General features: G+C 63.3%; 19 protein-coding genes. 9 read left to right on the top strand and 10 right to left on the bottom strand.

Features of this window, described 5'->3' with window-relative positions; translation table 11 throughout:
- Nucleotides 1-376: 376 nt before the first annotated feature.
- On the bottom strand, nucleotides 377-3,499 hold the full coding sequence (gene uvrB, locus M0654_RS20900; protein WP_248684728.1) for an excinuclease ABC subunit UvrB: 3,123 nt from the start codon (nucleotides 3,497-3,499) through the stop codon (nucleotides 377-379).
- 92 nt (nucleotides 3,500-3,591) lie between these two features.
- Nucleotides 3,592-5,568, bottom strand: coding sequence for a putative bifunctional diguanylate cyclase/phosphodiesterase (locus M0654_RS20895; protein WP_248684727.1), 1,977 nt, complete (start codon nucleotides 5,566-5,568; stop codon nucleotides 3,592-3,594).
- 324 nt (nucleotides 5,569-5,892) lie between these two features.
- Here M0654_RS20895 and M0654_RS20890 point away from each other — a divergent pair, with 324 nt between their 5' ends.
- Both M0654_RS20890 and M0654_RS20885 read left to right on the top strand, forming a co-directional pair.
- Nucleotides 5,893-7,350, top strand: a complete 1,458-nt coding sequence (locus M0654_RS20890) for a DUF1800 family protein (protein WP_248684726.1) — start codon at nucleotides 5,893-5,895, stop codon at nucleotides 7,348-7,350.
- 3 nt (nucleotides 7,351-7,353) lie between these two features.
- Nucleotides 7,354-8,535, top strand: a complete 1,182-nt coding sequence (locus M0654_RS20885) for a DUF1501 domain-containing protein (RefSeq protein WP_248684725.1) — start codon at nucleotides 7,354-7,356, stop codon at nucleotides 8,533-8,535.
- A 3-nt stretch (nucleotides 8,536-8,538) separates the two neighbouring features.
- On the opposite strand, the gene M0654_RS20880 is transcribed toward M0654_RS20885, so the two are convergent.
- Nucleotides 8,539-8,928 carry an acyl-CoA thioesterase gene (locus M0654_RS20880; RefSeq protein ID WP_118849823.1) on the bottom strand — a complete coding sequence of 130 codons (390 nt, stop codon included), beginning with the start codon at nucleotides 8,926-8,928 and terminating at the stop codon, nucleotides 8,539-8,541.
- A 211-nt stretch (nucleotides 8,929-9,139) separates the two neighbouring features.
- On the opposite strand from M0654_RS20880, the gene M0654_RS20875 reads away from it, so the two are divergent.
- From M0654_RS20875 to M0654_RS20855, 5 genes are all read left to right on the top strand, one after another.
- Complete coding sequence (locus tag M0654_RS20875) at nucleotides 9,140-10,972, top strand: methyl-accepting chemotaxis protein (protein ID WP_118849821.1); 1,833 nt, start codon at nucleotides 9,140-9,142, stop codon at nucleotides 10,970-10,972.
- Between the two features lie 251 nt (nucleotides 10,973-11,223).
- Nucleotides 11,224-12,648, top strand: coding sequence for an extensin-like domain-containing protein (locus M0654_RS20870; RefSeq protein WP_390920974.1), 1,425 nt, complete (start codon nucleotides 11,224-11,226; stop codon nucleotides 12,646-12,648).
- A 334-nt stretch (nucleotides 12,649-12,982) separates the two neighbouring features.
- Nucleotides 12,983-13,804: a sulfite exporter TauE/SafE family protein gene (locus M0654_RS20865; RefSeq protein ID WP_248684723.1), complete on the top strand. Its 822-nt coding sequence runs from the start codon at nucleotides 12,983-12,985 to the stop codon at nucleotides 13,802-13,804.
- A 99-nt stretch (nucleotides 13,805-13,903) separates the two neighbouring features.
- Complete coding sequence (locus tag M0654_RS20860; RefSeq protein WP_248684722.1) at nucleotides 13,904-14,842, top strand: ABC transporter ATP-binding protein; 939 nt, start codon at nucleotides 13,904-13,906, stop codon at nucleotides 14,840-14,842.
- Nucleotides 14,839-15,600 carry an ABC transporter permease gene (locus M0654_RS20855; protein WP_118849813.1) on the top strand — a complete coding sequence of 254 codons (762 nt, stop codon included), beginning with the start codon at nucleotides 14,839-14,841 and terminating at the stop codon, nucleotides 15,598-15,600. Before M0654_RS20860 ends, M0654_RS20855 begins: the two co-directional genes overlap by 4 nt.
- Nucleotides 15,601-15,607: 7 nt before the next feature.
- On the opposite strand, the gene M0654_RS20850 is transcribed toward M0654_RS20855, so the two are convergent.
- Both M0654_RS20850 and M0654_RS20845 read right to left on the bottom strand, forming a co-directional pair.
- Nucleotides 15,608-16,636 carry a GlxA family transcriptional regulator gene (locus M0654_RS20850; RefSeq protein WP_248684721.1) on the bottom strand — a complete coding sequence of 343 codons (1,029 nt, stop codon included), beginning with the start codon at nucleotides 16,634-16,636 and terminating at the stop codon, nucleotides 15,608-15,610.
- Between the two features lie 232 nt (nucleotides 16,637-16,868).
- A complete protein-coding gene (locus M0654_RS20845) occupies nucleotides 16,869-17,075 on the bottom strand; it encodes a hypothetical protein (RefSeq protein ID WP_248684720.1) in 207 nt (68 codons plus the stop codon).
- A gap of 207 nt (nucleotides 17,076-17,282) precedes the next feature.
- Here M0654_RS20845 and M0654_RS20840 point away from each other — a divergent pair, with 207 nt between their 5' ends.
- Nucleotides 17,283-18,179, top strand: coding sequence for a LysR family transcriptional regulator (locus M0654_RS20840; RefSeq protein WP_118849809.1), 897 nt, complete (start codon nucleotides 17,283-17,285; stop codon nucleotides 18,177-18,179).
- On the opposite strand, the gene M0654_RS20835 is transcribed toward M0654_RS20840, so the two are convergent.
- The 5 genes from M0654_RS20835 to M0654_RS20815 all read right to left on the bottom strand — a co-directional run bounded on the left by M0654_RS20835 (nucleotide 18,176) and on the right by M0654_RS20815 (nucleotide 23,174).
- Nucleotides 18,176-20,236 (bottom strand): ASKHA domain-containing protein, encoded by a 2,061-nt coding sequence (locus M0654_RS20835; RefSeq protein WP_248684719.1) that lies wholly within the window; start codon nucleotides 20,234-20,236, stop codon nucleotides 18,176-18,178. The two genes, M0654_RS20840 and M0654_RS20835, sit on opposite strands and share 4 nt — an antisense overlap.
- A 32-nt stretch (nucleotides 20,237-20,268) precedes the next feature.
- Nucleotides 20,269-21,231, bottom strand: coding sequence for a methyltetrahydrofolate cobalamin methyltransferase (locus M0654_RS20830; protein ID WP_248684718.1), 963 nt, complete (start codon nucleotides 21,229-21,231; stop codon nucleotides 20,269-20,271).
- A 49-nt stretch (nucleotides 21,232-21,280) separates the two neighbouring features.
- Nucleotides 21,281-21,592, bottom strand: a complete 312-nt coding sequence (locus M0654_RS20825; protein ID WP_248684717.1) for a virulence factor — start codon at nucleotides 21,590-21,592, stop codon at nucleotides 21,281-21,283.
- Between the two features lie 97 nt (nucleotides 21,593-21,689).
- Nucleotides 21,690-22,463 (bottom strand): formyl transferase, encoded by a 774-nt coding sequence (locus tag M0654_RS20820; RefSeq protein WP_248684716.1) that lies wholly within the window; start codon nucleotides 22,461-22,463, stop codon nucleotides 21,690-21,692.
- Between the two features lie 54 nt (nucleotides 22,464-22,517).
- Nucleotides 22,518-23,174: a DUF1638 domain-containing protein gene (locus M0654_RS20815; protein WP_248684715.1), complete on the bottom strand. Its 657-nt coding sequence runs from the start codon at nucleotides 23,172-23,174 to the stop codon at nucleotides 22,518-22,520.
- 59 nt (nucleotides 23,175-23,233) lie between these two features.
- On the opposite strand from M0654_RS20815, the gene M0654_RS20810 reads away from it, so the two are divergent.
- Nucleotides 23,234-23,350: an entericidin domain-containing protein gene (locus tag M0654_RS20810; protein ID WP_248684733.1), complete on the top strand. Its 117-nt coding sequence runs from the start codon at nucleotides 23,234-23,236 to the stop codon at nucleotides 23,348-23,350.
- The last annotated feature ends 5 nt before the right edge of the window (nucleotides 23,351-23,355 follow it).

The raw sequence follows: 23,355 nt of genomic DNA, 5'->3' as shown, positions 1-23,355 counted from the left end.
GAAGATTCCAGCTCACGCTGGCCCAAAATCTGGGAGCACTACAGCGTTTGACATTGCGCTGAGCAAGCACGGCTGACACCAAGGGTGTGGCCTCCGTCTCACCTCGATATCTAAGCTAAGGGTCACCGCTGCTACCACACGGTTCCACGGGTCAAGCCTGAATGACGTGTAGAGGTTCTTCATGCGGCTGCTGCCACCTTTTCTCAGTGCAACGGCGAGAAGAATTTCGGAGCTTCGGCCCTGGCGGCCGCTTGTGACTGCGTCTCAACCTCGGGGAAGTGGCGACCCCCTCACTTGCGATTTCTGGCACTTAGCTGAAGCTAAGATGCTGAAATCGCTTTCTCTCCCACAAGGGGAGAGAATGGGTCGCGAAAGCCTACCGCCCAGGTCTGCCGGTCTTGCCCTTCGTCCTGCCCTTCTTGCGCTTCTGCTCTCCGGGGTCCTCGTAAGACCCCACGCCGACCTTGCCGCGGATGACGGGGCGCACGCCGTCATCGACTTCGGGCAAGCCTTCGAGCAATGGCGAAAAGCGTTTGTTCGGGTCGCCTGACGGTTTGGGCGGAAGAGTTCCGGGAACCGGTTTTTCAGTGCGTCCCACCGTCATTTCATCCAGCGTGTTTTTCCGGAACAGCGGTGTCGGCATGTCCGTGCCCGGGCCCATGTCATCGAGGCCGGGTTTGGAGAAGTAGGAAGCTGGCTCCCCTGATCTCCCCCCTTGAGGGGGAGATGCCCCGATAGGGGCAGAGGGGGGTGAACCTTCAGCAACGGAGCGGGTATTACCCCCCTCTGTCGGCCCTGCCGCCCGTTGGGCCGAGCCACCGGTCTCGGCCCGTCCTTCGGACCCCGCCTCAAGGGGGGAGATTGAATCGCGGGACCGCTTTCCTTCCACGGCCCTTGCCTCATCACTTCTTCTGTTGCCCCTCGCGCCTTCGGCGCTTGCCGCCTCCTGCTTGGCGATCGGGTCGTCCATGGCGGAAAGCTCGGCGGCCTTGAGGCGCTTGATCTCGTCGCGCAGGCGCGCTGCCTTTTCGAAATCGAGGTCGGCGGCGGCATCGCGCATCGATTTTTCGAGCGCGTTGAGATGGGCCTGCAGGTTGTTGCCGACGAGGTGCCCGCCATCGGCAAAACCCTTGCCGGAGACGCCGGAGATATCGGCGCGGACGTGGTCGCGCTCGTAGACCGAATCGAGGATATCGGAAATGCGGGCCTTCACCGATTCCGGCGTGATGCCGTGCTCGGCATTGTAGGCCATCTGCTTTTCGCGGCGGCGGGCGGTCTCGTCCATCGCCCGCTTCATTGAGCCGGTGATGTTGTCGGCGTAAAGGATGACCTTGCCATCGACGTTTCGCGCGGCGCGGCCGATCGTCTGGATGAGCGAGGTTTCGGAGCGCAGGAAGCCTTCCTTGTCGGCATCGAGGATGGCGACGAAGCCGCATTCGGGAATGTCGAGGCCTTCGCGCAGCAGGTTGATGCCGACGAGCACGTCAAAGGCGCCGAGACGCAGGTCGCGGATGATCTCGATGCGCTCCAGCGTGTCGATGTCGGAGTGCATGTAGCGGACGCGCACGCCCTGTTCATGCAGGTATTCGGTGAGGTCTTCCGCCATGCGCTTGGTGAGCACGGTGCAGAGCGTGCGATAACCCTTCTGCACGGTTTCGCGGATCTCGCCGAGCACGTCGTCGACCTGGGAGCGGGCCGGGCGCACTTCCACCGGCGGATCGATGAGGCCGGTCGGGCGGATGACCTGTTCGGCAAACACGCCGCCCGCCTGTTCCATCTCCCAGTTGCCTGGCGTGGCGGAGACGGCGATTGTCTGCGGGCGCATCGCGTCCCATTCCTCGAAACGCAGCGGCCGGTTGTCCATGCACGACGGCAGGCGGAACCCGTATTCGGCCAGCGTCGCCTTACGGCGGAAGTCGCCGCGATACATGCCGCCGATCTGCGGGATCGTCACGTGGCTTTCGTCGATGAAGATCAGCGCGTTGTCGGGGATGTATTCAAACAGCGTCGGCGGCGGCTCGCCGGGGCGGCGGCCGGTGAGGTAACGCGAATAGTTCTCGATACCGGCGCAGGAGCCGGTGGCCTCCATCATCTCGACATCGTAGCGGGTGCGCTGTTCCAGCCGCTGGGCTTCGAGCAGGCGGCCGGCGGCTTCGAGCTCGGCGAGGCGGTGCTTCAGCTCCTCCTTGATCTGCTTGATGGCGGCATTCAGCGTCGGGCGCGGGGTGACATAGTGCGAGTTCGCGTAGATCTTGACGGACTTGAGGTCGCCGGTCTTGCTGCCGGTCAGCGGGTCGAACTCGGTGATCGCGTCGATCTCGTCGCCGAACATGGAGATGCGCCAAGCGGCATCCTCCAGGTGGGCGGGGAAGATTTCGATGGTATCGCCGCGGACGCGGAAGGAGCCGCGCACGAAATTGATGTCCTGGCGCTTGTATTGCTGGGCGACGAGGTCGGCGAGCAGCTGGCGCTGGTCGAGGCGGTCGCCGACCGACATCTGGAAGGTCATCGCGGTATAGGTTTCCACCGAGCCGATACCGTAGATGCAGGAGACGGAGGCGACGATGATGCAGTCGTCACGCTCGAGGATGGCGCGGGTGGCGGCGTGGCGCATCCGGTCGATCTGTTCGTTGATCGACGATTCCTTCTCGATGAAGGTGTCGGAGCGGGGAACGTAGGCTTCCGGCTGGTAATAGTCGTAGTAGGAGACGAAATATTCGACCGCGTTGTTGGGGAAGAAGTTCTTGAACTCGGAATAAAGCTGCGCGGCGAGCGTCTTGTTGGGCGCGAGGATGACGGCCGGGCGCTGGGTGCGGGCGATTACCTGCGCCATGGTGAAGGTCTTGCCGGAGCCGGTGACGCCGAGCAGGACCTGGGAGCGCTCGCCGGAATTGATGCCTTCGACGAGATCGGCGATCGCCGTCGGCTGGTCGCCGGAGGGCTGGTATTCGGTGACCATCTCGATCGGGATGCCGCCTTCGGACTTTTCCGGCCGGTGCGGGCGGTGCGGCGTCCACAGCTTGCCATCCTTGAACAGCGGGTTGCCGCTTTCGATGAGCTTCGAGAGCGCGTCGACGGTTGCGGTCACGGCGCCGGGCGCCAGCGACTGGGCGTCCTCGAGCGAGATGTCCATGCCGGCCACCGGATTGAGGCCGGCGCGAGCGCGCGTCTTCGGGTCGGAAGAGGCGCCGATGGAGACGCCGCGGGCGGTCTTCGAGGCGGTGGTTTTTTTAGCCGTCTTCTGGGCAGACTTCGCCTTGTCCTTTGCGGCCTCCTTGATGGCGGCTTCGCGGGCGGCGATCTCGATCTTCTTGCGGTGCTTGCCGGCCTTCGAGGCGATCTCGCGCTGCGTCTCGACCGACGACGCTTCCGCCTCGGCTTCCAGCTGCTTCACCCAGTCGGCGACGGAGCCGGAGAAGGGGGCGCCTTCAAATGACGATTGCGGAGCCTCCTCGAAACCAGGCTTCGAGGCGGATGTCTTGCGAGGGGATCTGGCCATGCGCCGAATATGGAGGGAGTCCGGTCGAATTGGAAGGGGCGGCGCCGGCAAAATGAGTACAAAAGAGAAACAGGCGCGGTTGCGAAAACCCTTCAGGCGATCTGCTTCTGCGGAACGGCCACGCGGTCGGCGAGCCAGGATTCGATGCGCTCGACGGGCATCGGGCGGCCGTAATGGTAGCCCTGCGCCATCTCGACGCCAAGCGCCCGCAGCGCCTCGGCTTCCTCGGCGGTTTCGACGCCTTCGACCAGCACTTCCATGGAAAGCGAGCGGCCAAGGCCCGCCATGGCGCCGACGATCTCCTGGTTCTCCTTGGCGGTGATGCCCTGCACAAAACGGCGGTCGAGCTTCAGGCGATCCACCTTCAACTGGACGAGGTAGGCGAGGGAGGAATGCCCGGCGCCGAAATCATCGACGGCGAGCTTGTAGCCGGAGCGCTCGATCATCTTCAACTGCTCGCCGGCGACGAGCGTGTCGAGAATGGCTTCCTCGGTGATCTCGATCTCGAACAGCGCCGGATCGATGCCATGCGCGGCGGTGATGCTGTCGAGGATTTCGGTGACGCAGTAGAAGTCGAACTCGCGCGGGGAGATGTTCACGGCAATGGTCGCGGACGGCAGGCCGAGATCGGGCAGGCGCTTGAGCAGCCGGCAGGCGGCATCCGCCACGGTGGCCGTCAGCTGGTCGGAAAGGTTGGCAGCCTGGGCGGCGGCAACGATCTCGGGTGGCGAGACGGGGCCAAGCTCGCGATGGTACCAGCGCACCAGCGCCTCGAAACCGACGACGCGGTGGGTGTTGAGGCAGACCTGCGGCTGGAACCAGACCTCGACCTCTCCATCGGCGAGGGCGGCGCCGAGATCCTGCTCGACCTGGTGGCGTCGGTCGAACTGCGAGCGCAGCGCTGGGTCGAATTCGCGCCACTGGCGGCGGCCACCATCCTTGGCGCGGTAGAGCGCCATGTCGGCGGCAACAAAAAGGTCTTCGCCGGTGGTCGCGTGGTCCGGATAAAGCGCGATGCCAATCGAGGCGCCGACTACGGCGGGCTGGCCGCCGAGCATGATGGCCTGGCGACCGCGATCGAGGATCGCCTGGGCGAGGCGGCGGCTGTCTTCGAGCGCATGGGGCCCGCTGAGGATCACCGCGAACTCGTCGCCGCCGAGGCGCGCGGCAATGCCAGGACCCTCCAGCGCAGCACGAAGCCGTTCGCCGACCTCGATCAGCAGGGCGTCGCCGGCGCTGTGTCCCAGCGTATCGTTGATCGACTTGAAGCGGTCGAGATCGAGGATCAGCAGCGCAAGCTGGTGGCCGGCGGTGCGGGCCTCTTCGATGCCGGTCAGAAGCGCCGTGTTGAAGGCGGCGCGGTTGGCGAGCCCGGTCAGCGGATCGCAGTTGGCAAGCACCTCCAGCCGGTCGTTGGCGCGCATGATGTCGCCGTTCGCTGACGACAGCGAGGTCGCAAGTGCGGTGGCCTGCAGCTTGCCCGAGACATTGCTGACGAAGATTGCCTGGCTAATGCGGCTGCTGCGGATGAGGATCAGCGTCAGGGCCAAGACATTGATGGCAAGGAGAGGTCCGCCGACGCCGCCGCTCATGCCAAGCGAGATCATCACCGACAGATGCGGTGGCACCGCGAAGGCGAGCGAGATCGGGCTGTGCCCGATACCCATCAGCACCGCACCGGTGGAGATGCCGATCATCATCAGGTAGAGCGTGGCGTCCTTGCCCGTGGCATCAAAACCTGGAAGCACCCACGGAAGCGTCGCCCAGACAAGGCCGCTGATCAGCGCGCCGACCGTCATGGCATCGAGCGCGGCCTGCGGCGAATGTTCCAGCACGTCCCACTTCGTCAGGATCACGCCGACCATGCCGCGGACAACGATGCTCAACAGGAGAGCGCCGAGCCAGAGTACGGCTTCGAAAACGGGGCCGCGACCGGCAGCGACGACGCAAAGGGCGGAAGCGGAGATGCAGGCATTGGTGATGATCGTGGAGCGCAAACGCTCGCGCATCGTCACCGCTTGTGCGCGCTTGATTTCCAGCGCGAGGGCGGGGCCGTCCAAGCCGGGCATGTGCTGGGCTTCCATCTGGTTCCGGTCGCTCGTTTTGTTGTTGTGGAAGTCGTAACCAGAGGAATAATAAGAAATTCTTGCTTCGCGGGATGAGCCGCAATGATGTCGGGAACATCCTAAACAGAGAGTAACAAAGAGTTGCGGCTGCACCGTATTTCCAATGTTGCGGAACGGCTGCGAATCGTCACGTTGGATCTTGTCGCGCCACCACAAGAACGTCGGTTCGACATAATCTGAAAAACTCCACGTCTCGAAATGGCCGCGTTTCCTGACTGGTTTATGTGTTTTGTCGCTGGCAGTGGTTCGGCGAACGAGGAATGATCGATGGCTCTATCCACTGCGACGCTCGCCGCCATCCGCTACGGTTATGGATTGCGCCCCGGTGAAGACTTTCCCGGTGATGCGGCAGGCGTGCTTGCGCAGGTCGCCGTAGGCGTGGCGGAGAAGCCGACCTTCCCCCGCGACGGCGTCGCCGGGCGGCTGGAAAGGGCGACGCGGCTTCTTTCCGTAAAGGCCGCGGAGGCGAAGGCTGCCGAAGGCGGCAAGCCGAACGAGAGCATCCGCCAGGAGATGGACAAGGAGGCGCATGAGATCTTCCGGCAGGACGCCATGGCGCGGCTTGGCCGGGCGGTGCATTCGCGCCTCGGCTTTTACGAGCGGCTGGTCAGCTTCTGGGCCAATCATTTCGCGGTGAGCGTCGCCGACTTTCTTCCGATGGGGATGATCGCGGGGCTTCACGAGGTGCAGGCCATCCGGCCAAAGCTCGGCGCCAAGTTTTCAGCCCTGCTGCAGGCGGCGGTCCTGCATCCGGCGCTGCTGATCAGCGTGCAGGGCGATGGTACCACGGCGGCTGCCGAAGGCAGCGCACCGACGCTCCGCAACGAGCGGCTGGCGCGGCAGTTGCTGGACGCCTACACACTCGGCCCGGACGCTGGGCAGACACCCGATGACCTGCAGGCCACGGCCCGTGTGCTGGGCGGCGTGACGGTCGATTACCGGGCGCTGACGATCCTGTTCGAGCCTCGATTCAGCCCGCCGGGTCCGCATGTCGTGATGGGGAAGACCTATCGTGGCGAAGAGGGCGGCAACCAGGACCATGTGCTGTTGCTGGAGGACCTTGCCGTTCATCCCAAAACGGCAGCGCATATCTGCCGCAAGCTGGTGCGGCATTTCATTGCCGACGAGGCACCGGAAGAGTTGGTTTCCGCGATGACCGACGCCTGGGAGAAAAGCGAGGGTGACCTCATGCGGGTGTACCAGGCGATGCTGGAGCATCCGCGCGCCTGGTCAGAGCCAGGACGCAAGATCAAGGCGCCGTTCGAATTCGTGGCATCCACCTTCAGGGCGATCGAACTTTCGGAACGCAGCCTGGCGGGCCTGCAGCGCGACATGGAGATCGAGGCGGACGGGCCGGTGGGCAAGGCGATCGAACTCGCGGCGGGCGTTCGGGCCGAGGATCGCAGGGCGCGTGCCGACCGGGCGGAGGCGCTGACGCTGGGCGCGTTGCAGCGGATGGGACAGCCGATGTGGCATCCTCCGCGCCTCGAAGGCCATGGTGATGATGCGGGCGCCTGGATGACGCCCGACCAGATGCGCGAACGAATCTCCTGGGCGCGGATGGTAGCGGGGATTTTCGCGCAGCGCATCGAGCCGAATGCGCTGGTGGTGGCGGCGCTTGGCGATGCTGTGCGGCCGGAAACGAAGAGGTTGGTGGAGCATGCGCCGAGCCGGCTGCAAGGCATCGGGATGGTGCTCGCATCGCCCGAGTTCAACAGGAGATAGATGATGACCCGCGACCGATCCTTCCTGTTGTCCCGCCGCAAGCTTCTGGCCGGGGCAGGCGCACTCGCCGCCTTGCCGATGATGGCGCCGATCAGTGTTGCCGCGGCGTCCGGTGAGGGCCGGTTCGTCACCATCATCCTGCGCGGTGCGATGGATGGGCTGGATCTCGTGCAGCCTTATGGCGACGCTGCCTTTGCAGCACTGCGGCCGTCGCTGGCGTTGAAGCCCGAGACCGGCCTGATCGATCTCGACGGGTTCTTCGGGCTTCATCCCGCCGCCGGCGACCTGATGCCGCTCTGGCAGGCGCGCGAGCTTGCCTTCGTGCATGCCGTCGCAACCCCGTATCGCGGCACGCGCAACCACTTCGAAGGCCAGGATATCCTCGAGAACGGTGGCCACGAAGTTGGCGAGAAATCCGGATGGCTGAACCGGGCGCTCGCCGTGCTGCCGCGCTCTGGTTCACGGCAGGCAGTCAATGTCAGCGGTGCCTCCGAGTTGATCCTGAATGGCCCGAACGACGCACAGAGGCGCGGTGCGCATTATGGCCTGGCGCTGGCAGGCGACGAGGAACGGTTCTTCGAGGAGTTGTTCAGCGGCGACGAGGAGTTTGCCAAGGTCTGGTCCGCGGCAGCGACCACCGATGGCGGCGGACCACCGAGCCCGCCCGCAGGCGCGACACGTGCGACGCAAATCTCGGAGATCGGCCGGATGGCGGGCAGCCTGCTGCGCGAGAACTACCGGATCGCCAACTTCTCCATCGCGGGCTGGGATACGCATGTTGACCAGAAGACGCAATTCCCGAAGGCAGTCGGCGACCTGACGACGGCAATCATCTCGCTGAAGGAGGCTCTGGGCACGGAGGCCTGGGACAAGACGGTCGTGCTGGCGGTGACGGAGTTTGGTCGCACTGCGCGCGAAAACGACAAAGGCGGGACGGAGCACGGCACCGCGAGCGTGGCCTTGCTCGCCGGCGGCGCGGTGGCCGGCGGGCAGGTTCATGGCCAGTGGCCGGGCCTGACGCCCGACCAGTTGCTCGACGGCCAGGACCTGTCGCCGACAGGTGACCTGCGCGCGGTGGCCGCATCCTTGCTGCAGCAGCAGTTCGAGGTCTCGCCGGCCAACCTCACCACCAAGGTGTTTCCGGGCCTGACGCTCGACGGTGCGTCGAACTACTTGAAGGGGTAGGGCCTATTCTTCGGCCGGCACGGGGGTCGGCTGGCCCTCTTCATCGAGCGCCACCATGATGAAGGTCCCCGCCGTCACCTTCTCGAGGATGCGGTGACGGGCACGATGGGCCCAGGCTTCCACCGACAGCGTGATCGAGGAGCGGCCAACGCGGGTGATCTCGGTGTAAACGTTCAGCGTGTCGCCGATCTTGACCGGCAGCTCGAAGGCCATTTCCTTGACGGCGGCGGTAACGACGCGACCGCGGGCACGCTCGGCGGCGCGGATGCCGCTCGCCAGGTCCATCTGGGCCATGACCCAGCCGCCAAAGATATCACCCGCGGCATTGGCATCGGCCGGCATGGCCAGGGTTCTGAGCGTCAGCTCGCCCGTTGGCTTCGCAGTATCGGTCATTCGTCAAAGGTCCTTCAGCCAGTCCGTTTCCGATTCCTCCTCCAGTCACCTTAGACCTCGGGCGCAGGGGCGCAATGCGCCGGCAATTGAATCTCTGCACGCTTGATTAGCAGGCACTTACTCGCGCATGCGGTGACGCCAAACGGTGCTTCACTACCTGGTAACCAGCGTCAGTTACAAATTGACCGGTGTTAAGAATAAGGGGGGTACCATGCAACGTCTAACCATATCCTGGCGGCTCTACTGCCTTGTGATGCTGTCGCTCGTTATTTTGGGCGGCGCGATGATCTTCAGCCTTTTCCAGAGCTACTCTTCATCGGAGCGCGAGCGCAAGGCTGGCCTCGCCCAGATGAATGATGCTGCTTTGACAGTTCTGAAGAAATACCATGACCTTGAGGTATCCGGCGCGATGACGCGCGACCAGGCACAGACCGAGGCCAAGAACATCATTTCGGTGATGCGGTATGGCGACGGCACCGGCTATTTCTGGATCAACGACATGCTGCCACGCATGGTCATGCATCCGATCAAGCCGGAGATGGACGGCAAGGACCTCCGCGGCGACAAGGATCCGAACGGCAAGTTCCTGTTCGTCGAATTCGTCAACGTCGTGAAGGCGAGCACGACCGCCAAGGGCTTCATGGACTACTACTGGCCGAAGCCGGGCGCCGACCAGCCGGTCGAGAAATATTCGCACGTTGCCGGCTTCGAGCCCTGGGGCTGGATCGTCGGCACGGGCGTCTACGTCGACGACCTGCACGCGATGTTCCGTTCGGATGCCATCCGGTTTGCCATGATCTTCGGCGTCTGCTCGCTGGTCATGGTCGGCGGCGCGACCTTCGTCGTTCGCTCGGTGACCGGCCCGATCGGCAGCATCCGCAAGGCGCTGCAGCGGATTGCCGACAACGAGATGGACGTGGCCGTGCCCTGCATGGGCCAGAAGAACGAACTGGGCGAGATGGCCCGCGCGCTCGACGTTCTGAGGGAATCGGTTGCCGAACGCGCCGAGCTGCAGGCCCGCGAAGCCGAGCAGAGCAGGGCGCTTGCCGAGGAACGCTCCGGCAAGGAACGGGTGCTGTCGGCCAATGCCGAGCGCCATGCCCACGCCATGAACGAGCTTGGCCATGCGCTGGAGCAACTCGCTGCCGGTGATCTCTCGGTCGTTCTCGACGACATCGGCCCGGAATATGCCAAGCTGCGTGACGACTTCAACGCGGCCGTCGGATCGCTGCATCGTGCGATTTCAGACATCGCCGAGACGAGCTTCGTGGTTCGTGACAGCGCCTCCGACATCTCGGGTGCGACCGGCAATCTCTCCAAGCGCACCGAACAGCAGGCGGCGGCCCTGGAAGAAACCGCAGCTGCGCTCGACGAGATCACTGCCACGGTTCGCACGGCGTCCGAGCGCGCCAGCGAGGCACGCGTGATGGTGAGCGAAACGAAGGAAAGTGCGGGTCGTTCCGGCGAGATCGTCCGCAATGCGATCGACGCCATGGGCCGGATCGAGGACAGCTCGAACCGCATCAACCAGATCATCTCGGTGATCGACGAGATCGCCTTCCAGACAAACCTGCTGGCGCTCAATGCCGGTGTCGAAGCCGCCCGTGCGGGTGAGGCAGGTCGCGGCTTTGCAGTCGTGGCGCAGGAAGTGCGCGAACTGGCTCAGCGTTCGGCGGGGGCCGCCAAGGAGATCAAGACGCTGATCTCCAACTCCGCCCGCGAGGTGGAAGGTGGCGTGGCGCTGGTTCGCTCCACCGGTGACGCGCTTGTCGAGATCGCGACGCTCGTCGACCGAGTCAATGCGCATGTCGACACGATTGCGACGGCCGCCCGCGAACAGGCGACCGGCCTGCAGGAAATCAACTCGTCCGTGAACCACATGGACCAGATGACCCAGCAGAACGCAGCGATGGTGGAAGAAACCACGGCTGCAAGCCAGACGCTGGCCGAGCAGAGCGTGCACCTGCGCAACCTGCTTGCCGCCTTCAAGCTCGACCATGGTCGTGCCCAGCAGGCACAGGGCTGGCAGTCGCACGCGGCCTAAGCCACGAACGGTACACAACAAGAAGGCCCACCGGATGACCGCCGGTGGGCGTTTTGCTGTTCTGCCTCAGACCAGCAATCCCATACCGGGCGTCATCTCTTCGTCGCCTACGCGTCACCAAATGGCCTTGGTTGCTCAAGGCTTCGTTTACCCGATTCCTCTAATTTGAGGTTCTGTGTCATTTCGGCACCGGAAGAGTGGCAATCGGTATGGCGTATGCTTCCCTTTTTCGGCGGGCGATCAGCTCGTTGATGATCTCAACAATGCTGGTGGCCTGTTCTTCCGGCGATCTCGTTCCGCCCGGGTCCATCGATACCGGCACGCAGGTTGGCGCCATCACGCCGGTGCGCAGCCTGCCGCGCGAGCCAGTCTCGCAGCAAGCCTACCCGATGAACCAGGCGCCGGTGAGCCAGGCGAGCGCCGTCGACTACGGTTATTCCACCGGACCGTCTCCGCAAGGTGACATCCAAGCCGGCAATGGGGGGCAGTATCTCGGCGCACCCGACGAGAACCAGCCGTACCAGGGTCAAGGGCAGGTGCTGGGCGCGCCGCCGTCCAATCTCGGCACGCTCTCGATGAGTGGTTCGACGGTCCAGGCGAGCCGCCTGCCGATGATCGACAGCGAGGAGGCGATGCAACAGCAGGCCTCGCTCGGCCGGCAGAGAACGACGCGGGCGGCCGCACCCGTCGGGCCTATGAGCATCCCGGACGAGGGCGTCAATATCGACGCTGAGCTCGGCTTCGGTCCCGATGAAAGCGAAGTAACGGGCCTCGCCGAAGAGCAGAACAGCGACATCGCCGAAGGCGTGGGCGACCAGCCGGTGGTGGATGGCATTGGCACGGACAATCCGGTGGCCTTGCAGCCGCGCCGGCAGGCGATCGCCCAGGATATCGGCAGCGATTATGTCAACGTACCGCCGAAGCGGACGGGCGCGGGTTTGAAACGTGAACCCTCCACGGCCGGTTCGATGACCTGGGGTGACGGATCGCGGGTGAGGGCGCCAAATCGTGCGCCGACGGGGACGCAGCAGGTCGCCATGCTTCGCCCCAACAACCCGACGAGAAGCGATGCGCCGATGAGCCAGCGCGAACAGTCGTGGCCGCGGGAAGTAATGCCGCAGTCCGAGGTGAGCTGCCGTGCCGAGCTGCGTCGTCTCGGCGTGGAGTTTGAGGACCGGCCGCGGATCAGCCAGGGCGGAAGCTGCGGCATTGCGCACCCGGTCAAGCTGTCGGGCCTGTCGGGCAATATCGACGTGAAGCCGGCGGTGACGCTCAACTGCCAGGTGACGCTTGCTTTTGCGAAGTGGGTGAAGAACGAACTCGCGCCATCGGCGCGCATGCGTTACCTCACCGGTGTGAAGAAGATCGTGCCGATGGGCGGCTATTCCTGCCGTCGGATGAACAACAGCCGCCAGCGCAACAACCCGATGTCGGAACACGCCAAGGGCAATGCGATCGACATCGGCCAGATCGTGCTGAAGAACGGCCATGAAATCGACGTGCGCAAGAAGGGGCTCTTCTCGCTGCGCGAAGGCGGATTGCTGAAATCGGTGCGCAGCGACAGCTGCAAGTATTTCAACACCGTGCTTGGCCCGGGCAGCAACGCCGAGCATTGGAACCATTTCCACTTCGACCTGCGTTCGCGAAAGTCTGGAAAGCGCCACTGCAGCCTCTGACGAGCGGCTGCTTCAGCGGCTGTCGCTGTCCCAGGCTGTGGAGATTAATGTTTCGTACACCACGTTGGGCAACGGAACTGGAACCATAAGCGGCGGCGCAGCAACTATGCCTGTGCTGCAGTCCGTCCCCCCGACGTACCCCGCCTGCAGCGGGAGACCCGGTACACGACCTGACCCATGCCCCGTGTTCCGGGTCTCCACTGCCTTTCACCTTCAGCTAGCCATGTCCCATGTTGGTGCAGCCGCTTGTGTGCCGCCGCATATTCGTGATCAAAGCCCGGTGACGGCGCCGGAGCGGGAGTGATTCCGGAGCCTGCGGGAGCACGCATCCGACATGGACTTTCTCACCGAACTTCTGCCCTTCATCCTGGCGCTGGTCGCCGCGGGGGCCGTGGCGGGGATCCTCGCCGGCATGTTCGGCATCGGCGGCGGCGCGATACTCGTTCCTATCTTCTTCCACGTCTTTGGCCTGCTTGGCATTCCGGAAGATGTCCGGATGCAGCTGGCGCTCGGCACCTCCCTTGCCATCATCGTCCCCACATCGGTGCGTTCCTTCATGGCGCATCGGCAGCGTGGCGCGGTCGACATGGCGCTGTTGCGCAGCTGGACGATCGCCGTGCCGCTCGGGACGCTGGTTGCTGCCGCCGTTGCGGCCAAGGCTTCAAGCGCGGAACTGCGGGTAGTCTTTGCAATCATCGCGCTGGTGCTGGCCTTCCGGATGATCTTCAACCGGGCCAGCTGGCGGCTGGGCGATGACCTGCCGGGCAACCCGATCCGCTTTCTCGTCGGTGCGGGTATCGGCGTGCTGTCGGGCTTGATGGGGATCGGCGGCGGCGTGCTCAACAACACCTTCATGACCCTGTACGGGCGCACCATTCACCAAGGCGTCGCCACCTCATCCGGGGTTGGGGTGCTGATCTCGCTGCCGGGTCTTGCGGGCTATATCCTTGGCGGCTGGGGTACGCCTGGCCTGCCGCCGTTCTCCACCGGTTACGTCAACTGGATTGCGGTGCTGCTGCTGATACCGATCACGCTTTATCTCGCGCCGGTCGGTGCGAAGATTGCACATGCGATGTCCAAACGGCAGCTGGAAGCTGGCTTCGGGATCTTCCTGACGTTGATCTCCATCCAGTTCTTCCTGACGATTGTCCTCTGAAATCGTCCGCTATGTTCTCCCAACAAGGATGGTCAGGCGAGAAACGCCGCCTATATTGCCGGCTTCCTTTGCAAAATCATTTCAGAAGATGCATCCTGCATGGCTCCGATCGTTTCCGTCCAAAACCTCACCAAGACCTATGGCAACGGGTTCCAGGCGCTGAAGGGCGTCGATCTGGAGATCCACGAGGGTGAGATCCTCGCGCTTCTCGGCCCGAACGGTGCCGGCAAGACCACGCTGATCTCCATCATCTGCGGGATCGTCAACGCGAGCGCTGGACAGGTGCTGGTCGGCGGTCATGACGTGGTGCGCGACTTTCGCCAGGCGCGCTCGCTCATTGGCCTGGTGCCGCAGGAACTGACGACCGACATGTTCGAGACCGTGTGGAACACGGTGAGCTTCTCCCGCGGCGTTTATGGCAAGAAGCCGAACCCCCAGGTGATCGAGCAGGTTCTGCGGGATCTTTCGCTATGGTCCAAGAAGGACAACATGCTGCGTGAGCTCTCCGGCGGAATGAAGCGCCGCGTGCTGATCGCCAAGGCGCTGGCCCACGAGCCAAAAATCCTGTTTCTGGATGAACCGACCGCGGGTGTCGACGTCAACCTTCGCCGCGAGATGTGGCAGGTGGTTGAAAAGCTGCGCGCCAACGGCGTCACCATCATCCTCACCACGCACTATATCGAGGAGGCGGAGGAGATCGCCGACCGGGTGGGCGTGATCAACGGCGGCAAGCTGCTGCTGATCGAGGAAAAGAACGCGCTGATGCGCAAGCTCGGCCGCAAGCAGTTGCGCCTGGAACTGGCCGAACCGCTGGTGACGCTGCCGGCGAGCCTCGCCGCCTATGACCTGGCGCTGAGCGACGACGGCAGTGCGCTGGTTCACGAATACCAGGGTGATGAGGGCCAAGGATCCATCGCCTCGCTGCTTGCCATGCTCGCGGCCGAAGACATCCATTTCAAGGATCTTTCCACCCGGCAAAGCTCGCTCGAGGACATTTTCGTGGCGCTGGTGGCCCAGCAGGCGGGAGAACAGGCATGAACACGGAAGCGATCAAGTCGATCTACTCGTTCGAGATGGCCCGCATGCGCCGCACGCTACTGCAGAGCGTGATTTCGCCGGTCATCACCACCTCGCTTTATTTCATCGTGTTCGGCACGGCGATCGGCTCGCGCATCGAGAGCGTCGAGGGCGTCTCCTATGGCTCCTTCATCACGCCCGGGCTGATCATGCTGACGCTGCTGACGCAGTGCATCTCCAACGGCTCGATCGGCATCTATTTCCCGAAATTCACCGGCACGATCTACGAGATCCTGTCCGCACCGATCGCCATGACCGAGATCCTGATCGGTTATGTGGGAGCGGCCGCCAGCAAGGGGCTGATCATCGGCTTCATCATCCTTCTGACCGCATCCTTCTTTGTCGATATCTCGATCGCGCATCCGTTCATGATGCTGGTCTTCATGGTGCTGACGGCGATCAGCTTCAGCCTGTTCGGCTTCATCATCGGGATCTGGGCGAAAAATTTCGAGCAGCTCAACATCGTGCCGATGCTGGTGGTGCCGCCGCTGACCTTCCTTGGCGGCAGCTTCTATTCGATCGACATGCTGCCGCCCTTCTGGCAGGCGGTAAGCCACCTCAACCCGGTACTTTACCTCGTAAGCGGGTTCCGCTGGAGTTTCTACGAGATTGCCGACGTCAATCCGATCGTGAGCCTGGGCATGGTGTGCCTGTTCCTCGTCGCCTGCCTGTCGCTGATCGGCTGGATGTTCAAGACAGGCTACCGGCTGCGGAGCTGATCCTGACTCAGGCTGCGATGCCGGCGCGGGCGTTGGTGACGCTCAGCTTGCGCTCGGCGCGCTCCTGCTGCGGCGAGCGGTTGTAGACCTCGCGGTAACACTTGGAGAAGTGCGAAGCCGAAACGAAGCCGCAGGCAACCGCGACTTCAACCACCGGCATCGACGACTGCACCAGCAGGTGGCGGGCACGATCAAGCCGGATCTCGAGGTAATACCGGGCGGGCGAGCGGCCCATTTCCTGGCGGAACAGGCGCTCGATCTGGCGGCGCGAGAGGCCGGCATCATCGGCGATCTCCACCAGCGACAGCGGCTCCGACAGGTTGTTCTCCATCACCTCGATGATCGACAGGACCTTGGCGTTCTGGACGCCGAGACGGGCGCGCAGCGGCAGGCGCTGCCGGTCATGCGGGTTGCGCACGCGGTCCGTCAACTGCTGTTCGCAGACCTTGTTGACGAGGTTGTCGCCGAAATCCTGGCCGATGAGGTTCAGCATCATGTCGAGCGAGGCGGTGCCACCGGCGCAGGTGTAAAGGTTGGAGTCGACCTCGTAGAGATCGGCATACACTTCCGCCTGCGGAAAGGCTTCGGCAAAACCTGGAAGGTTTTCCCAGTGGATCGCGCAGCGCTTGCCGTTGAGGAGGCCGGCCTGGGCCAGCACATGGGCGCCGGTGCAAAGGCTGCCGACAGCGATGCCGCGGTTGTAGGTTTCGCGCAGCCAGGCATTGACGGACTTGTTCTGGAATTCCTCGACATAAACGCCGGAGCAGACAAGCACCATGTTCGGGCGGTTTTCACCAGACAGGTAACGCCGCTCGTCGGCAAGCGAGGAGTCTGCTTCGAGCCAGATGCCGCTCGAGGACTGCACCTTCTCACCATCCGCCGAACAGAGGCGCCAGGTATAAGCGGAGTAGCCCAGCATGCGGTTGGCGATGCGCAAGGTTTCGATGGCGGCGGAGAAAGGAAGCAAGGTGAAATTGGGGACGAGGAAGAAAACGATCGAGCGTTTCTTGCCCTGGCTCTTGCCGATGAAATCCATTGTGTCTTCCCCTTCGGCGCGCCCGGTTATTGTGTGGCCTGCTTCTGCTTTAAAAGCGACACTGACACGAAATCTGGAAGCCGGAAAGGGGTTTTGGCGACCGGCCATGAACATTTTTGCGACATTGCTGCGTCGCTTCTGCGCTGTTGCTTCAGCGCTGGGGTTTGGTCGTGAAGGAAGCGGGTCCGCACATGTTAATACGGGCGGACCCAGAGTTGAAATGCGGCATCGTTTACTTGCCGTCCCGTGTAAAGCTGGTCGGCCAGCCGATGTCCTTGCGGATTTCGGGATCGAGCGACTCGATCATCTTCTGTGTTTGCCGGCGCCGCCAGTTTTCCCGGCCCTTGAGGACGAGATGATACGGATACCGCAGCACGGCGCCTAGGCCTGCGGAGGAGAGCGACGACCTTCCGAGGTCGTTGAAGCTGGTCAAAGCCATTGTTTCTAGTCCTTCTTCATCTTGATCTTTGGGAGGATGGATCTCTACATTCCATCAATCAATCGAATGCGGCAGATGTCATTGATGATTTTCCGTGATGGTGGAAATCGGTGCTGCCTTCGACGATGCCCAAGATGCGCCTCGATTGACTTTCAATCAAACGAAATGATATGGTGTTAAAGTTCAAGAAAATTGACAGGAGCCGTCATGACCGTTCCGTTCCGCCAGCCGCTGCCGCTGCTCGACAACGACGTCCTGCGTACCTTCGTGGCGATCGCCGAGACGGGTAACTTCTCCACGGCAGCCGAAGCCGTGCTGCGTACGCCGTCGGCCGTGTCCATGCAGATCAAGAAACTCGAGGAGCAGTTGCGCACGACGCTGTTCCTGCGCGACGCGCGTTCGGTGACGCTCACCCAGCACGGCGAGATGTTGCTGTCCTACGCGCGCCGGATGCTGGCGCTCTCCAATGAGGCCGTGTCGCGCTTCGTGATGCCGGAGCTTTCCGGCGTCGTGCGGCTTGGTGCGCCGGACGACATTGCCGAGCGGCTGCTTCCGAAGGTGCTCAAGGATTTTGGCGAGCGGTTTCCGGGCATCATGGTCGACGTGACCGTCGACATGAGCCTGGCTCTGAGGAAGCGCATCGAGGAGCAGCGGCTGGACCTGACGCTCTTCAACTGCGCGACGCGGCCATTCCCGACGAGCGGCGAGATCATCCATACGGAAAAGCTCGTGTGGGCGGGTGTCAAATGCGGTACGGCACATCTGCGCGATCCGCTGCCGATCTCGGTCTGGGAGGACGGCTGCGTCTGGCGCCAGGATGCAATCACGCAACTCGAGAAGCACAAGCGCAACTACCGCATCGCGTATGCAAGCGCGCATACGATGGCGCAGCGTGCGGCGGTTCTGTCGGATCTGGCGATCGCACCGTTCCCGCTGTCCTATGTCACGAGCGACATGCAGATCCTCGGGCCGAAGGAGGGCCTGCCGGAACTGATGACCTTCGACATCCGGCTGCTGACGAGCCCGCAGCTTTCCGTGCCCGCCAAGGCCGTGGCGCAGAGTATCCGCGAAGCTTTCGGTTCGATGTCGGCGGCTGCGGCTTAAACTTCCGGAACAGCACCGCCGCTTTCGCGCGAGCGACGGCGGCGTCTTGCTCCGCCGTCGGCTGTCGCATCGGCCGACTGCTTCCGCTCCGGCAGCGTTACGACGCGTGACAGTTGCGGGAAATGGTCGACCTTGTTCGGCAACGCCATGGCGGCAACGAAGTGTTCCTGGAATTTCGGCTCAAGCGCGGTCTCGATCTTCTCGATCCGGCGCACGGTGTCTTCGATCTCGCGCCGGTAGTCGCGGTTGAGCAGGCACATGCGCGCACCCGTGCCGGCAGCGTTGCCGACCGCCTTCACCTTCTCGAGGTCGCAGTCAGGGATCAGTCCGAGCACCATCGCATATTTCGGATCGATGAAGGTGCCGAAGGCGCCGGCAAGCCCGATGCGGTCGACATGATCGACGCCCTGCTTGTCCATCAGCAGCTTGACCCCGGCATAAAGCGCGGCCTTGGCGAGTTGGATCGCCCGGATGTCGTTCTGGGTGACGGTGATGCGCGGCTCGCCGTCGTGCAGCAGGTAAGAGAAGGTGCGGCCGTTCTGCAGGATGCGATGGCTGCGGGCGGCAAGCGCGCCGTCGATGACGCCGTCTTCGGATATGATGCCGGCGAGGAACATTTCCGCCACGACCTCGATGATCGCGGAGCCGCAGATGCCGGTGATGCCCGTCGCCGTAGCTGCCTCGGCGAAGCCCGGCTCGTCCGACCATTGCTCGACGCCGATAATACGAAAGCGCGGTTCGAGCGACACGGGATCGATGCGCACGCGTTCGATGGCGCCGGGTGCTGCACGTTGCCCGGCCGAAATCTCCGCGCCTTCAAAGGCGGGACCGGTGGGCGAGGACGCTGCGACGACACGAGCGGCGTTGCCGAGCACGATTTCGGCATTGGTGCCGATATCGACCAGCAGCATCATCTCGTCTTGTCGATGCGGCCCTTCTGAAAGGGTCGCGGCGGCGGCATCTGCACCGACATGGCCGGCGATGCAGGGCAGGACGTAAGTCCGCGTGCCTTCGTTCATGGGCAAGCCGATGTCGGAGGACTTCAGTTCGACTGCTCCGGACACGGCGAGCGCAAAGGGCGCACCGCCGAGTTCCGTCGGATCAATGCCGAGGAACAGGTGATGCATGATCGGGTTGCCGACAAAGACGCTATCGAGGATGTCGGTGCGCGACACGCCACCCTGTTCGCAGACCTTGTCGATCAGGCCGTTCAGCGCGTCCCGGACCGCGGCCGTCATCGCCTCGCGACCATCCGGGTTCATCATCACATAGGACACGCGGCTCATCAGGTCTTCGCCGAAGCGGATCTGCGGGTTTGAGGTGCCGGCAGACGCCACTGTGCGCCCGGACAGGAGGGAGGACAGATGCATGGCAATCGTCGTGGAGCCGATGTCGCAGGCAATGCCATAGGCCTCGTTCTTCAGGCCTGGATAAAGCGCGATGACTCGCGCACTGTCGGCGGCGCGGTCGTGGTGAACCGCCGCGGTGACCTTCCACTCGCGCTGGCGCAGGATCTTCTGCACCTTGGGCAAGAGGTGAACGTCGATGTCGAGACGTTCAAACTGCCAGTCTCGCTTCAGGGCCTCCAGCAGGCGATCGAGGTCACCGAGCGGCTTGTGCATGTCGGGTTCCTCGACCTCGACATAACACATGCGCACCGCCGGGTTGCGCTCGAAAACGCGCTCGTCGGCCGCCTTGCGCACCACCTGGGCATTCACCACCGTGTCCTGCGGTACATCGATGACGAGGTCGCCGAGGATCTGGGTAGAGCAGGACAGGCGACGACCCTCCGGCAGGCCTCTCACGCGATCGTAACGCTCTTCCTTTGGGCCGAACGGCGAAAGGTGGTCTTGCGCGGAACTTATGCCGTGCTTGGCGAAATGCCCTTCCTGGACGAAGACCTGGCATCGGCCGCAGGTGGCCCGCCCGCCGCAGACGCTCTCCACGTAGACACCAAGCTGGCGGGCGGCATCGAGCACGGAAGTGCCCACCGGAAACCGACCCCGCTTGCCGGAGGGCATGAAAAGGACGAGGGGATGCGAGGGCGTGTCATTCATTTCATTCTGCCTGCGGCTCCGGGAGCCGAGTTTTAGTCCATGCGAGCGGCCGCGCCGGCACGGGCTGCGCGACCACCACGACGACCGGCCGAGGCTGCCGGAGCGGCCATCGTCGCGGCAGCTCCGCCTTCGGCGGGCTTGTAGTCACGATAGGTCATGATCCAGTTCGAGCAGTTCTGGTCCGTGCCGTTCAAGACATTGGCGGCGCGCACCGCTTCCATTTCCTGCGGGCGGCAGGGGTTCATGATGGCGCTCGTCATGCCGGCGCCGATGACCATGGGAATGAAGCCTGCATTGATGCCGTGTCGGTGGGGCAGGCCGAAGGAGATGTTGGAAAGGCCGCACGTGGTATTGACCTTCAGTTCCTCGCGCAAGCGCCGAAGCAGGGCGAAGACCTGCAGCCCGGCCGAGCCAAGCGCACCAATCGGCATCACCAGCGGGTCAACCACAATGTCATGGCTCTTGATACCGTGATCGGCAGCCCGTTCGACGATCTTCCTGGCGACCGCGAAACGCACGTCGGGATCCATGGAAATGCCGGTTTCGTCGTTGGAGATCGCCACGACCGGCACGTCGTACTTCTTGCAGAGTGGCAGGATCGCTTCGAGCTTTTCTTCCTCGCCAGTGACAGAATTGACGAGCGGGCGTCCCTTGGCGACCTTCAGCGCGGCCTCGATGGCGGCCGTGACGGAGGAATCGATCGACAGTGGCACGTCTACGAGGTTCTGGACGATCTCGAGCGTGCGCACGAGCAGCGGTGGCTCGGTCTCGTTCGGATTGACAGCGGTGACGCCTGCATTGACATCGAGCATGGTGGCGCCGGCCGCAACCTGCTCAAGCGCATCCTTGATGACGGTGTCGAAATTGCCCTCAATCATCTCGGCGGCGAGCTTCTTGCGGCCGGTGGGATTGATGCGTTCCCCGATGACGCAGAAGGGCTGGTCGAAGCCGATGACAACTTCGCGGGTGGCGGATGCGACGATCGTGCGGGTCATCCCTGGTCTATAGCTCCTGATCCCTGTGCCGTATCGGCGGGTCCCAATCTCATTGTGTCTGCTGCAGTTCGCGACCGCCGGCCTTCACCAGCGCGACGAGGCGTTGCTTGTCGTATGCTTGTTCGAGTTCGGCGGCCGCCTTGTCGGCTTCGGCCTCGAGATCGTCCGAGACCGGCACCGGATCGGCCTTGCGCCATTCGGCAAGATAATCATCGGTCTCGGCTGCGCCGGTTCGCATGGCGCACGTATCGATCGCTTCCGTGAACCGGAGCGACAGTTCGCGCTTTGCGGTCTTGCGACCCTGCTTGATGATCACCTGAGCCGGGATGTCGCGCCAGTAGACGATGATGCGATCTGCCATGAACTCCTCCGTTCAGTCCGAGCATGCACCGGAGGAGGACGCCACACTGCGCTTGCCACGACGTGGCAGGCGCGAAAAGCGACGTGGAGGGACGTCGCTACCAGATCCGCTTGGTCAAGCCGTGATAGGCCCAAGTCCAGACCGGTGGCGGATAGCGCAGATGCGACGGGCCGCTCGGCTGGTAAGGCTTCAGCGTACCGTTCAGCGCATCCTCGATCGCCTGGATGCTGATGTCGACGGCGGCTGCCGTCATCAGGAGCGGGTAGGTCGCAAGGCTATCGGAGGGAGAAGGCTTGATGCGCTTCTCGTACAGGGAGCCGCCCGTATCGATGCCCTTGTCGACCAGATGTACGGTGGCACCGAAGTTCTCTTCATCGCCCGCGACACGCGCCCAATAGCCGCCCATCTGGCCGCGATACATGGGGTTGATCCCGGCATGGAAATTGATGACCGGGCAGGGCATGGCGGCAAGCGTCCGGGCCGAGAGGATGCGGCAGGAAATGGTGAAGATGGCTTTCGGCTGCAGGGCTGTCACCGCTGCGTGACAGGTGGGGTCATTGAGCGAGGCAACGCGAGTGACGGGGACCGAGGGGTTAGGTTCGGCAGAGCGGCCGTAGTCACGAAGGATCTCGATAGAGCGTCTGGCGGCGACACTCTTGCCCAGTCGCGAGGCGACCATGGTTGCGAGCTGGCCGAGCGCGGTGATCCATCCGAAGCGACGGGCACGCCGCTTCAAGAGCGTGCCTTTGGTCTCCGGCTGTTCCTCGATGACGTGCAGGTTGGGGAAGCGCTCGCTCAGTGCATTGATCATCACCTGCGGGTTCATTCCACCAGCAGTCATCACAACGACCAGGGGATCTTGCTCCCGCATGTGCCACTCCTTGTTCCTGGGAGACATTTTGGCGGCGAGTGAGAGAAAAAACCGTTAAACGGACTGCAGGGCGTGGCGCAAATCGCCGTAGCCGGTGAAGCGGTACTCATATTCCAGCCCGAGGAAATCGGCTGCCTCTAGGGCCTTGCGCTGCAGGGCCTCGTCCTCTTCCTGGGAGAGGTAGACGAGCTTGCGGTAATTTCCGAAATACATCTCCTTCAGCTGCGGATGCCGGTCGAGCCCGAGCGGCTCGACCACGAAGGCCTCGAATTGGCGGGCAAGGAAGTCCGTCAGGAAGAAGGAAAAGACGTCGTCGTCCCGCTCGGCAAAGCGCTCGTTGCCGGTGAAGAAGGAATAACAATGCGGGCCGGCAATGCGCTCGACGCCTTCGCGCCGGCAGAGCTCATCGATGCCGCCGCCGGTGCCGCAATCGGCATAGGCAAGGAAGATCCGCGAAAAGCCGGCATCGCGGGCTTCACCGATCGCCTGCTCCAGTCCGGGCACGATCTTTTGCGGGTAGGCGTGCCAGATGGCGGGCAGGCAGTTGAGGTGGATGTGGTCGAGATTGTTCTGGCGACAGACGGCCAGCACTTCGCGTGCGATCGCGCCGCAAGCGATCACGTGAACTTTTTCAGAAGTTGAACGTTCCTTAGCCGGAGAAGCGGCTTCCTCAGGAAGCAGGATTTCCGGACCCATATGATCCACATCCATCGGAGTATTCCATCATGACGGCCAAGACAGTCACGGTAATCGCCGCACTTTTCGCGACGATGGTTTCTCTCTCTTCCTGCGGCAATACGATCCGCGGCGTAGGCCAGGATACGGCAAATGCCGTTGATGCGACGCAGGATGCCGGCCGCCGGGTCGATCGCGCAGCTTCGCGCTAAACCTC

Source organism: Neorhizobium turbinariae (assembly GCF_023223505.1).
Lineage (GTDB): Bacteria > Pseudomonadota > Alphaproteobacteria > Rhizobiales > Rhizobiaceae > Neorhizobium > Neorhizobium turbinariae.
This window is presented reverse-complemented; position numbering and strand designations above follow the sequence as displayed.